Origin of the sequence: Chitinophaga sp. ARDCPP14 (assembly GCF_051362515.1) — a bacterium.
Lineage (GTDB): Bacteria > Bacteroidota > Bacteroidia > Chitinophagales > Chitinophagaceae > Chitinophaga.
Map to the genome: position 1 here is coordinate 362,281 of NZ_JBKIXB010000006.1, position 12,813 is coordinate 375,093.

At 45.4% G+C, this 12,813-nt stretch carries 6 protein-coding genes; 2 read left to right on the forward strand and 4 right to left on the reverse strand.

The window, feature by feature from the left end:
- Window positions 1–20 precede the first annotated feature (20 nt).
- The 4 genes from ACLHR0_RS18880 to ACLHR0_RS18895 are packed head-to-tail and all read right to left on the reverse strand — an operon-like array spanning window position 21 to window position 8,192.
- Complete coding sequence (locus ACLHR0_RS18880) at window positions 21–1,070, reverse strand: glycoside hydrolase family 53 protein (protein ID WP_436488661.1); 1,050 nt, start codon at window positions 1,068–1,070, stop codon at window positions 21–23.
- Between the two features lie 18 nt (window positions 1,071–1,088).
- Window positions 1,089–3,476, reverse strand: coding sequence for a glycoside hydrolase family 2 protein (locus ACLHR0_RS18885; RefSeq protein ID WP_436488663.1), 2,388 nt, complete (start codon window positions 3,474–3,476; stop codon window positions 1,089–1,091).
- 11 nt (window positions 3,477–3,487) lie between these two features.
- Window positions 3,488–4,987 (reverse strand): RagB/SusD family nutrient uptake outer membrane protein, encoded by a 1,500-nt coding sequence (locus tag ACLHR0_RS18890; RefSeq protein ID WP_436488665.1) that lies wholly within the window; start codon window positions 4,985–4,987, stop codon window positions 3,488–3,490.
- A gap of 10 nt (window positions 4,988–4,997) precedes the next feature.
- Window positions 4,998–8,192 carry a SusC/RagA family TonB-linked outer membrane protein gene (locus tag ACLHR0_RS18895; RefSeq protein WP_436488667.1) on the reverse strand — a complete coding sequence of 1,065 codons (3,195 nt, stop codon included), beginning with the start codon at window positions 8,190–8,192 and terminating at the stop codon, window positions 4,998–5,000.
- Window positions 8,193–8,417: 225 nt separating this feature from the next.
- On the opposite strand from ACLHR0_RS18895, the gene ACLHR0_RS18900 reads away from it, so the two are divergent.
- Window positions 8,418–12,572: a two-component regulator propeller domain-containing protein gene (locus ACLHR0_RS18900; protein WP_436488669.1), complete on the forward strand. Its 4,155-nt coding sequence runs from the start codon at window positions 8,418–8,420 to the stop codon at window positions 12,570–12,572.
- Window positions 12,573–12,575: 3 nt separating this feature from the next.
- The gene (locus ACLHR0_RS18905) at window positions 12,576–12,758 is read left to right on the forward strand and encodes a hypothetical protein (protein WP_436488671.1); all 183 of its coding nucleotides are present in this window, start codon (window positions 12,576–12,578) and stop codon (window positions 12,756–12,758) included.
- Window positions 12,759–12,813 lie beyond the last annotated feature (55 nt).

Here is a 12,813-nt window from a genome sequence, read left to right on the forward strand (position 1 = left end):
GCCGCAGTATGCCTACTGTATCAGTGCTCCAGGAAGGCATCCATCGCCTTCGTGGGTTTCCCGTCATCTCCCCAGGCACTTAATCCATAATGGCTCCAGCTTTTTGCTCCCTGCGGCTCCCAATAAATTACACCTAAACCCTTTCCATCCGGCACGGCCTTTACCTTTTTCTGTACGGCAACCAGCATATCATAGGTGTTCTGCGCTTTCGTGTCTTCTCCGCCCACTTCTACTACCATCACCTCCTTTCCGTACCTGGCGGCCATCTCTTTCAGGTTATTGCCCAGGTCATCAATAGAAAGGGTATAATCGGGTTTGCCGGTAAGCCAGTAGGGATAGTATGACAGCCCGATTACATCATATTTTGCGCCCTGGGTCCTGGCGCTGTCGAACCACGTAACAAAGCGTGTTCGGTTATTACCCTGATCCACATGAAGAATCACTTTAGACGCAGGGCTCACCGCTTTAATGGCATCATAGCCTTTGTTGATCAATTGCGCCAGTTGATGCCAGTTTGAAGTGCTTCCTTCAGGATAGATCATACCTCCGGCTGTTTCATTGCCCACCTGCACCCATTCAGGGGTGATGCCGCTGTTCTTCAAAGCAGACATTACATCGAAAGTATAATCATATACATCTTTCAGCAGCTGCGGGAAGTCGTGGCCTTCCCAGGCAGCCGGTTTTTTTTGCTTACCCGGATCTGCCCAGCTATCGCTGTAATGAAAATCTATCATTACCCGCATCTGCCATTTCTTTGCCCGTAAGGCCATTGCCACCGTTTCTTCTTTGCTGCAATGACCGCTGGCTTTATCGTTAGATGGATTTACCCATGTTCTTAACCTGATCGTATTGATACCGTGATCTTTCAGGATCTGGAAACAATCCTGCTCCACGCCATTATCATTATAAAATTTGAACCCGGAAGTTTCCATCTGCGGTAGCCAGCTGATATCAGCTCCTTTTGCAAATTCGTTGCGGGATGGGCCAACGGATGTTTTTGAGGTGGTACATCCTGTCGATAGTATAACCGCGAGCAGTATAAAGAAGATAGTGATTATTGATATTTTCATCTGGCTGAAATTTAAGTGTTATTTGATGGTCACTTTTATCGTTCCTTCTTTCAGATTTTCCGAAGAGGCAGTAACAACAACTTTTCCGGTAAGATCTCCTGCTTTCAGCAGGATAGTGGCAATGCCTGCTTCCGCCTTTACCGGGTTGCTGCCAATTAATACTGCATTACCAGTAACCGTGAATTGAATGACATTTTTTGCATCGGGCACCAGTACGCCATTTTCATCCGTAATACGCGCGTAAAGGAAAACGATATCCGATTGGCCGGATTGAAGCGGCTTCCCGGTCGTATCAACATTCATACTGATGCTGCTGGCTTTTGCCGGCGTTCTTTGTGTAGTGCTGATCACTTCTTTTCCGTTGTTGTATCCGATCGCTGTTAATGTTCCGGGTTCAAATTTGTTTACCGGGAAGGTGAACGGCGGATGGGGCAATTTTCCCGAGAAGGAGTTCTGATCGGGCTTTTGACGCGCTATCAGCTTCCCGTTCAGCAAAAGAGCCGCTTCATCGCAGTTACTGAAAACCCTGACTGTTGTTACGGAGGGATTATTCCAATAGCTGGCAATAAAGATCATCGGCTTGCCAAAATCGCTGTTCGTGTTTTCCGGTGTCCGGTACTGGCTTTGATAAAAATAATAAGAGAATTTCGGTAAACGGAAGATATCGGAGATCCCGGACGATTCTATGTCCGGCGCGTATCCGCGTTTGTAGTCGAACAAAAGCCAGTTAGCATCGCCTACGGCTGTTCCGGTAAGATTGTCGTTATGGGCTTCCTGGAAATTGAGCGCCTGTTGCAGCAATGCCTTTTCACCAGCTTCCCGCAGTTGCCGGGAAGTTCTTTCTCCTTCTTTCAGATCTTTATATTCTTTTTGATTAAACCCCGCATTTTGTGCATAGTATTCCCAATCGCCATACTCAGCAATCAGTATTGGCTTCCGGGTGTATTTTTTCCAGTAGTCCGGCGCCCTGGCATGTTGCCTTGCAGGAATAAACACATCGTACACGTCGTCCATCCATCCGCAGGTATACACGTCTGTGAAAGGCAGTTCCTTATGTACAATATCGTGGGACTGCTGCATGTACTCCATACTCATATTGGTTTCATTCAGGGACGCTTCCCATAGAATGATGGAGGCATGGTTTCTGTCGCGGTGAATGAGATCCCTGATATTCTGATAGCTGTTTTGCTGAAATTCCTCATTACCAAAAAATTGCCAGCCGGGAATTGAGTTCATCACCAGTATTCCTAATCTGTCACAGGCATCTAAAAAAGCGGGGGAAGGAGGGTAGTGGGAGCAACGCACAAAATTAAATCCGGCTGCCCTGATTTTATAGGCATCGCGGAATTGCGCATTATCCGGAAGTGCATAGCCGATATAAGGATACTCCTGGTGGCGGTTAGTGCCACGAAGGAAAAATGGCTGCCCGTTCAAGGTAAAACTACCTGCTTCAAACCGGAAGGTTTTAACACCGGTACTGATTTGCTCTTCGTCCACAACTTTGCCCTGCTGCAATACCTGCACAGTAAGCTGGTATAGCGAAGGATGTTCTGGTGACCATAGCGCGGGATTTTTGATAGCCACCTGCCCGTTAAAAGAAACATATCCTTTACTGATTACATTTTTTACACCAGATAAAACGCGACCAACTTCCACTCCTTTTTCATCTGTTAAAATTAAATTCACCTGTGCATTTTGTGGCCGGCGGTAATCGTTTCGCAATTCTGTTTTTATCATTAATGTTGCACGGCTGTTGCTAACGTTTTCATAATGCAACATCACGCCGCCGCCGGATTCCCTGTTCGCTTCCACCGCATCGGCAATGTGCAGTTTATCTTTGATGATCAGCCAGGCATTGCGGTAAATGCCGCCATAGTAATTAAAATCAAGGTCTTTAATTGATTTTCCCGGTGGAATAGCGGGATTGTTTTGATTATTTAATTTAACGACTACGATATTCTCTCCATCAAACCTGACGTTATCAGAAATATCAATATAGATAGGAAGATATCCTCCTGCATGGCGATATACATGCGTTCCATTCAGATAAATATCTGCTTCGTGCATGGCTGCATCAAATTGCAATGCGATGTGTTTTCCCCTGACGGCAGCAGCCACCCGGAAGTTTTTCCGGTAATAACAGGTGCCCTGCCATTGCTCCTCTTTCTTCTCCACAGGTTCAATCCGTGGTGTATGGGGCAGTGAAACTTTCTCCCATAAAATTTTATGACCAGTATTACCGGAAAGGGATGCAGCTATTTCCATACTATCCACATTCTTCACAAACTCCCATTTTCCGTTGAAATTAATTTTATTCGCAGGGTGTGTGTTTTGTGCTTGTAAACTGTTAATAATAATTAGTAAGATGAAAAGAAAGATGAACCGGTTTTGCATAAATGTAGTCATGGGTTAGATGGTTATTGCGGATACCCGTCGTTTTGTTTAATGATTCCCTTTGCTTCGATGATCACGGCAGATGGGATGGGAAATAACACCTGGTATGGCCTGGCGTTTGTTTTTCCTCTTGCCAGGGCGTTGGTTATCAGGGAGCCGTTTCGTACCAGGTCCTGGCGTCTCACGCCTTCGCCATAGAGTTCCCTGCCACGTTCATCCAGCAGGGCGGTACGCATACCTGCCTGTGTTAAGCCTGTAAAATTGGGAACGCCTGCCCTGGCCCGCACCTGGTTTACATATTGGTATGCTTCGCCTGGTCCTCTTTGTTCATTGATGGCTTCGGCTATGGCCAGCAGTACTTCTGCATATCTGAACACTACCACATCAATGGCATAACCAGGTCCGTCGCCCTGGATGCTGGTGTATTTCAGCGGAATGGCTCCTCTTAATCCATTACTTTTGTTGGCTTCCGTACCATCGCTTTTAGTATAGTGGTCTATGATCGTTGTTTTCCTGGTGTCGTTGGTTTCATATTTATTGTAAAAGCTCCAGGGCATATAATATCCTCCCCAGCCCGGGGCTCTCTGGATGCTTCCTGCCTGTTTAAAGTCGCCGGGAAGTACTTCCTGGATCCAGTAGTTAGGAGAGGCATCATTGGTAGGCACAGCATAAATGAGTTCCTTGCCTGCTTTCTTTTTGAATATATCTGCATAATTATCTTCCAGCGAATAATTCATGGTCATTATTTCTTTGGCGGTTGCTTCCGCCTTGTTCCATTCTTTATTGTGCATATATAATTTCAGCAGCAGCATGCGTGCAACGCCTTTGGAAACCCTTCCCCAGTTGGTGGCATCACTGTTGTATTTGTCGGCCAGGTCGGGCAGGGCGGCAGTCAGATCCGCTTCAATCTGAGCGGAATAAGTTGCGGCGTCCGGCCTGGGTGTGATGGTATTATCTGCCAGTGTTGCCGGATCAGTTTTGGCATTTACAGGGCCGTAAAAATCATATAGCACATACATCAGCCAGGCTCTCAGCACTTTTGCTTCTGCGATATATTTTCTTTTAATGCCTGCGTCAAGCGTTGATTTTTCTATATTATTAATTACGTCGGTAGCTTTGGCTACGTACCTGATCTTGGGATAGGTGGGATCGTTGGCATCCACCCAGGTGGAGGGTCCGAAGGTAAAGTTGGTTAAATTGGCATCCCAATCGGTTTGTAATTCATCTGTTGTCATCAGGCTGCGGATGAAGTAAGATTTGATATCAGCGTTATACAGCGCACCATACCAGCTGCCGGCGCCGGGATCAGCGTTGCCCCAGTTGGAGGTGAAGGGATTGTAAAGCGTAATGAGCGCAACATTCGCATCTCCTTCTGTTTGAAAGAAATTTTCCGGCGCCAGCTGGGAATAGATGTCTGATTCCAGCATTTTTTTACACCCGGAGAGCGGTAAAAGTATGATCAGGCCTATCAGTGCCAGTTGATGCAGCGAAAGTTTGCAGCAGTTTGAAATGAATATTTTCATGATGTGGATATTAAAAGGTCAGGTTTACGCCAAAAGTGGCAGATAATGCTTGCGGATAAGGATTCACTTCTGTAACCTCGGGATCATATCCCTTGTAGTTGGTGAGTACCGCAATATTCTGCATGTCGAAGAACAACCGGGCATTCCGTATAAACCGGGTGGACCGGGTAAGGTTATCAGGCAGCTTGTAACCTAATGTGATATTCCTTAACCGAAGGAAATTCACCTTCTGCAGGTAGAAATCATTTGTGGTGGTGGGATTATTGCCACTGTAGGGATTACTGGCATAACCGGGATAAACCCCGTTGGTATTGTCGGCAGACCAAACTCCTTTGATACCGGTAAGTGTATTGTGTGCGTTGCTGCCGTTTATTTGTGCGGGATCATAAAACCCCGAATAGCTGTTGAAAAGATATCCTCCGAAGTTGCCGTAAACAAATACATTCAGGTCAAAATTTTTATAGGAAAAAGTGTTACCCAGTCCGATAGAAAATTTCGGATCCCTGTTGCCGAGTTTCACCACGTCATTGATATCCAGGTTACCATCGTTGTTTATATCTGTATACCTGATATTTCCTGGCCGTGCATTGGGCATATGGACAGGAGCATCAGCGGCGCTTTTGATAATACCATCCGTTTTCCAGCCGTATATTTCGCGGATCGGATCTTTGGCGCCGATGAAAGGAGAAAGCGCAATAACAGGATTTCTTTCTATCCAGTAATTTTTATATTGGGAGATATTAAAAGAAGTATTCCATTTAAATGCACCGGTAGTATTACGGGAGTTCAACGATAGCTCGATGCCGTCGCTGCGGGTGGAGCCTACATTTGCCGCCACCTGGCTTACGGCATTGTTGGATGGCAGCGGGTTGTAATCCAGCAGATCCTTTGCTTCCTTCCGGAACACGTCGAGCGCTCCTGTAAGCCGGTCGTTGAAAAATCCAAAATCAAGACCGAGATTGATTGTTTTGTCTGTTTCCCAGGTGAGATCGGGATTGGCAATCTGTGTAATGGCAATACCTGTGTAATAAGTGGAGCCTATTAAAAATGGGGAGCCCGTTCCATACAGTGATAAGGCATTGGTGCCAAGGATGCTTTCATTACCGGAGGTACCATATCCCGCGCGAAGCTTGAGGTTGGAAATAACGCCCGAGTTTTTGAGGAAAGGCTCTTCACTGATGCGCCATGCGGCTGAAAGTCCGGGGAAGAAACCGAATTTATGATTGTCGGCAAAGTAGCTGGATCCGTCGTTACGCCCTGTTAAAGTAAGAATATACTTATTGTCGTAACTGTAATTTACCCGGAAGAACTGGGAAACTTTGATGCGGTCGGGCGCCCTGAAAGAGTTCTGGAAACTCTTTTCTTTATTGCTGGCAACGCCTACATTATTAAAACTAAAAGCATCTGTGAAAAAACCTACTGCCTGGAGACCAAAGTTATCTGACATACTTTTGTAGTATCCGGCTCCTGCCACTACCGCGAGATCGCTTTTCTTAAATGACTTGTTGAAAGTTAAATAAGATTCTGCGGTATAGTTACCAATATTATTAGTGGCCAGTTGCGCCATTCCTTCTGGCAATTGCGCGTTCTGAGCTTTTCGTGGCAGGTAAAATTTCAGATCGGAGCTTTGTTTATCGATACCTGCTACTGCAGTCAGTTTTAAATTATCCAGGATCTTTATTTCCAGGGTTGGGGCAGCCAACAGCCGTTTGAGGCTGGTCTGGTTCCGGATAATGGAAAATGCAGCGGGATTGGTAATGAGGCGGTCGTAGCTTTTGGTATAATTTCCCGATTCATCATAAATACCAATATTAGGCGCAAAAGTGTAGGCGGCTTGCAGTTGGTTGTATTTTTCGGGGCCTCCTGCATTAGATCCTGTTGCTGCATTGTCGCTGTTAACCTGGCTTAGCGTTAAATTCAGGTTGAATTTTACCCGGCTGCTGATTTGCTGTTCGAGGTTTACCCTCCCGGTGTACCGCTTGTAGCGGGAGTTTTCCAGCAGCGCTTTATTATCATACAGGTTAAAAGAGGCGTATACCTTCGTTTTTTCGGTACCGCCGGACACGGAAATATTATGTTCATTAATACTGCCCTGTCTCATTAACAGGTCCAGCCAGTCTGTGCCTGCGCCGGCTTTGCTGATGTCTGCATCCGAAAACATGGGATTGAACGCCGGAACGGAGGAGGGGTCTGTGTTGCCATAAGGGGCCAGGTTGTTATCATATAAATACTTATCCCGGGCCAAACGGACCTGTTGTTGCATAAAGTTACCCGCGTCTAAAAAATCGAGGTAGGGTTTGGGCGACTGTATCGTGTAGCTGCCCCGGTATTCCGTTATCGCCTGTCCGGCTTTTGCCTTTTTGGTGGTAATAAGTATAACGCCATTGGCAGCAGCAGAACCATAAATGGCCGTAGCGCTGGCGTCTTTCAATACGTCTACGGATTCAATATCTGAAGGGTTGATGCTGCTTAACGGGTCCTGGTCCACTCCGCCGTAAAAACCAAGATCGCCATCGGCGATGGAAGGAACGGGCGAGGCGTTATTTAATATAGGCACTCCGTCGATTACATACAACGGGGCGTTGCTACCTCTCGGAGAAATGGCGCCCCGGATGTTCACAGAAAGGCCGCCGCCCGGCTGGGCGCTCCGCACACTTAAATTAAGGCCGGCTGCTTGCCCCTGCAACAGGTTATTAATAGAAGTGTTGGCCACCTGTGGCAGGTCTTTAGTTTTTATAGATACCACTGATCCTGTAATATCCTTTTTGCTGGTGGTTCCGTAACCTACCACTACTACTTCGCCTAATGCCGTGGCGGGGTTTTCCAGGGCAATACGAAGGGTATTCCTGTTATTTACCGGCACTTCCATAGTGGTATAACCAATATAGCTGATAACCAGCGTTCCGTTTTCCGGTGCATTTAAAGAAAAGTTCCCGTTGGCATCTGTTACCGCCCCAACGCTGCTTCCCTTCACTTTTACTGAAACGCCGGGCAGGGCATCTCCGTTGGCTTTGTCTGTGATCTTTCCCTTTACCGGGATGTCGGCTTTTATCCGGTAGGTGACCCGGATGTTGTTACCGCTGTAAGCAGCCATCGCAGGCATAGATGAAACGATGGCGAAGGCTAAGGGCGCCGCGGTCTGGCAAAATAGTCTTACATAACTAACCCTCCACGCGGAACGATGCGTTTGTCGTAGTTTATTCATATGCTGGGAATTTATAAAGTGACTCTAAGCTTCAAGTCGTACATAATTAGCTGGGAAGCAATTTATTGCAATTCGCTTCCGGAGGCTTGTTCAAATCATCTAACATTTGTTTCAATCTGTCTTTTGTTAATATCAGCAGGTATTCAGGAGGGGGAGGCAGCTATATTTCCCGATTTTATCTAAATTGGTTGATGATTCGTTTAAGGATTTTTTAAAAAGCGCCTGGTGTCTCTAAAAAAATATATCTCCCATTTTTTATTATTCCACGTGGCTGCCATGACACTTTCATTGGTTCCGCTGTTTTCTTTTGCACAACAACCAAGACTCTCCTTCAAACATATTACCCAGGAGGAAGGACTTTCAAACAGCACCATTGAAACAATATTCCAGGATAGCCGGGGATTTATATGGTTTGGTACGCGCGACGGATTAAACCGGTACGACGGGTATGAAATGGTGGTATACCGGAACGACCGTAGTGATGCCAGCAGCATCAGCGACAGCTATATCCGTTATATATGTGAAGACAGTGACCACAAACTGTGGGTGGCTACGAATAATGGGTTAAATCTTTTTGATCCGGTTAAAAATACCTTCAGGAGATTTACTCATCGTGCCCAGGAGGCCGGCGGCCTCAGTAACAATATGGTGAACTGTGTATTGGAACAACGCGACGGCGTGATCCTGGTAGCCACTACCGAAGGGCTTAACCTGTATAACCGGGCTTCAAATACCTTCAGTCATATTTTACATTCCGGCCAGCCGGGTAGCATCAGCGATAACCGGGTCAATTATCTTTACCGGGATAAAAAAGATAATATATGGATTGGTACTGATAATGGGTTGAACCGGTTCAATCCGGAGAACAAAACATTTGAAATTTTCTATCCATCCGGAAGCAGGGACGGCAACGCAGGCGAAAATACTGTGAAGGTTATCCAGGAAGATACTGCCGGAAATCTTTGGCTGGGTACACAGGACAAGGGACTTTATCTTTTTGATCCCTCTCGGAAAACCTTTAAGGGATACCGGCACAGTGAAACAAACAGCCTGAGTTTGTCGAACGACCAGATAAAAATAATACTGAGCACTCCCACCGGGAATCTATGGGTAGGCAGCATTAATGGGGGACTGGATCTGTTCAACCCGGCCAATGGCTCTTTTTATCATTACCAGAATGAACCCGATAATCCGAACAGCTTGTCGCAACGAACCGTTTCTGCGCTTTTTGAAGACAACCAGGGCAATTTATGGGTGGGTACCCATCGGGGCGGTGTTAACCTGTACACCCCCGGTACGGATAAGTTCAAATTATACCGGCAGGAAAACAACGCTTCTTCTTTAAGTTATAATGATGTAAAAGCATTTTATGAAGACAAAGAAGGTTATATATGGATAGGTACCGATGGCGGTGGCTTAAACCGGTTTAACCCCCGGACAAATACGTTTACCCGTTACCGGTATAATCCGTATATGCCGGCAAGCATAGGTTCTGATGCCGTCTTACATATTACGGAAGATAGCAAAGGGAATTTATGGGTGGGCACCTGGGGCGGCGGCTTAAACCTGATGGACCGGAAAAGCGGCACCTTCAGGAGGTATGTAAATGATCCGGACAACAGGCAATCCATCAGTTCTAACTATGTGCAAAAAACATTTGAGGACAGCAATGGCAATTTATGGGTCGCCACTTATTACGGCGGATTGAATTTATTTGACCGGGCCACCGGGAAATTCCGCAGGATAACAACAGCTCCCGGAGGAAAAAATAGCTTATCCGGCAATAATATTGTATCCATCGATGAAGACATTCACCATAATATCTGGATTGGTACAGACGATGGCGGATTGAACTGCTATCATATTAAAAACCGGAAATTTACCTGTTATTTTAAAAGTGAGGAAAAGGTGCCCGACCTTCGGGTGATATTCAATGACAGCAAAGGACGGTTATGGATAGGGCAGGCGGGGTTATATCTTTTTGATGAGAAGAATGACACCTTTAAAATTTTTACCGGTAAGGCTGGTCTTTCGCGGGAGTTTATCAAAGGAATAACGGAAGATAATAAAGGTAATTTCTGGATTTCCACATCTAACGGACTGTTGAAGTTTAACCCGGAAACGGGTCAACATAAAAGATATAATATAGGAGATAACCTGCAGGGCGGCGAATTTGAGGCGAATGCTTACCTGAAAGCCAGTGACAACAGAATGTATTTCGGGGGTATTAATGGATTTAATTCATTCTATCCTGATAGTATCAAAGTAAATACATTCGTTCCCAAAGTATACATTACCGGTTTCCATATATCCAACAGAAAGGTGGCCGCCGGGCAGAAAGGCACTCCGTTGCTAAATGACATCACCGCCACCCGGGAGATTACCCTTTCTTATAAGCAGGCGGATTTTTCCTTCAGTTTTGCTGCGTTAAATTATACCGCCGCACAGAATAACCAGTACGCCTACAAGCTCGAAGGACTGGATAACGACTGGAACCTGGTAGGCACTGAAAGGAAAGCATCTTATACCAATTTGGATCCGGGTGAGTATACTTTCAGGGTGAAAGCCTCCAACAATGATGGCAAGTGGAACGAAGCAGGTACCGCGATAACGATTATTATCACTCCTCCATTCTGGAAAACATGGTGGTTTTTACTCCTGTTGGGATGCCTGATGATGTACCTCGTTTATTTTGCCCTGAAACAGCGGCGAAAGTTTGAACTCAATAAATTAGAAGAGAAAAAGAAGGAAGAAATGCACCAGGTGCAGCTGCAGCTTTTCACCAACATCTCCCATGAGCTGCGTACACCTTTATCATTGATCCTGGGGCCTGTAGAGAAATTAAGACAAAGCCATTCCCATCCCGAATTTTCCCATTACTATCGTTCCATACATAGAAATGCGCTTCGTATGATAGGCCTGATAAATGAACTGATGGACTTTAGAAAAGTGGAAGCGGGCGTGCTGAAATTAAAAGTTTCTCCGCATAACCTGAGTGGATTTGTACAAACCGTGGCAGAAGAATTTGAAGACCTGGCGCTGCAGAAGCAGATTGAATTTACTTTTCCAACTACAGATACGCATTTAACTCCCTGGTTTGATAAACAAATATTGGAAAAGATTATTTTAAACCTGCTGAACAACTCCTTTAAGTATACAGAAGAACGGGGGAAGATAACGATCGATATATTTACCTCCCTCAGCGGATTTCAACCTTCCTTCAGCAATGAGCTGATCCTCAAAAATGAGTTCCGGGCAAAAGATTACTTCTATATAAGGGTAAAGGATAACGGCATTGGTATCTCAAAAGAATCTATCAAACATCTTTTTGAAAGATATTACCGCATCACGCAATCACATCTCGGATCGGGTGTTGGATTGGCTTTTGTAAAAAGTTTAACCACTCTCCATAAAGGAGATGTGTATGTATATAGTGAACGGAACCAGGGAACAGAAATTATCATAGCGTTGCCATCAGCAGCAGAAAATTATTCCAGCGGGGAGAAGACAGAGGGGAATGTGCCGGAAGGCGTAATTGCCCTGGAAAGCGTTCAGCAAAAATTCGAACCACAGTTATTGCTGGACGACCGTCCCGAGCACTTACCTGTACCAGCCTTGCAAGACGAACATATTTTATTGGTAGAAGATAATAATGAATTAAGGAAGTTCCTGAAAGATTCACTGCACCCATTTTATAAGGTATCTGAAGCTATTGACGGCGCTTCAGGCCTTGAGCTGGCAAAGGAGATATTTCCTTCATTGATTATAAGTGATGTAATGATGCCCCGTCTGAACGGGATTGAATTTTGTAAATTGATAAAGGAAGATGTTGAAACCAGCCATATTCCGTTTATCATGCTTACTGCCAAAGATGCGATCGAATCTAGAATAGAAGGCGTTGGCTCCGGGGCGGATTTTTATTTTTCAAAGCCGGTTAGTATCGACCTGTTACTACTTACTGTCCGTAATATTTTTGTTCAGAAGCAGAAGCTGAAAGAACGCTATATACAGGATTATCATATAGAAGCAAAAGAACTGGTGCATTCTACCCAGGACAAGGAGTTTATGGATAAGCTGCTTGGTATTATTGAATCCCAGATGATCAATCCCGAGTTTGATGTAGACGTTCTATGCGCTGAAATAGGCATGAGCAGGACAAAACTTTATGAGAAAATAAAGCACATTACGAGTCAGAATATTGTGGAATTTATACGGACTACCCGCTTGAGAAGGGCCGTTTATATTATGACACACGAGGATGTACCGCTCTCGGACGTAATGTACCGCGTGGGTATTCAAACGCAGTCGTATTTTACGAAGGCATTTAAGAAGGAATTCGGGAAAACGCCCACCCAGTTTTTGCAGGAGATTAAGAAGTAGTGTTTGCACCAGACCGGTCGCATCAGTGGTGGATCCAGGAAAGCATCTGACGTAAAATTCCTTCCTCAAAAGAAATCAATACGCGGTAAATTCTCCACATCTCTTTTTCATCTTCCCTTTGCCGGCTTCATGGAAATGCAGGAGTATGACTGGTATGCCGTTCCTTTACGCAGCGTACCGGTATAACCGGCGTTATTGCAGCGGCCGGCGACAGAGATTATTGGTACAGTTGCTGTGGATG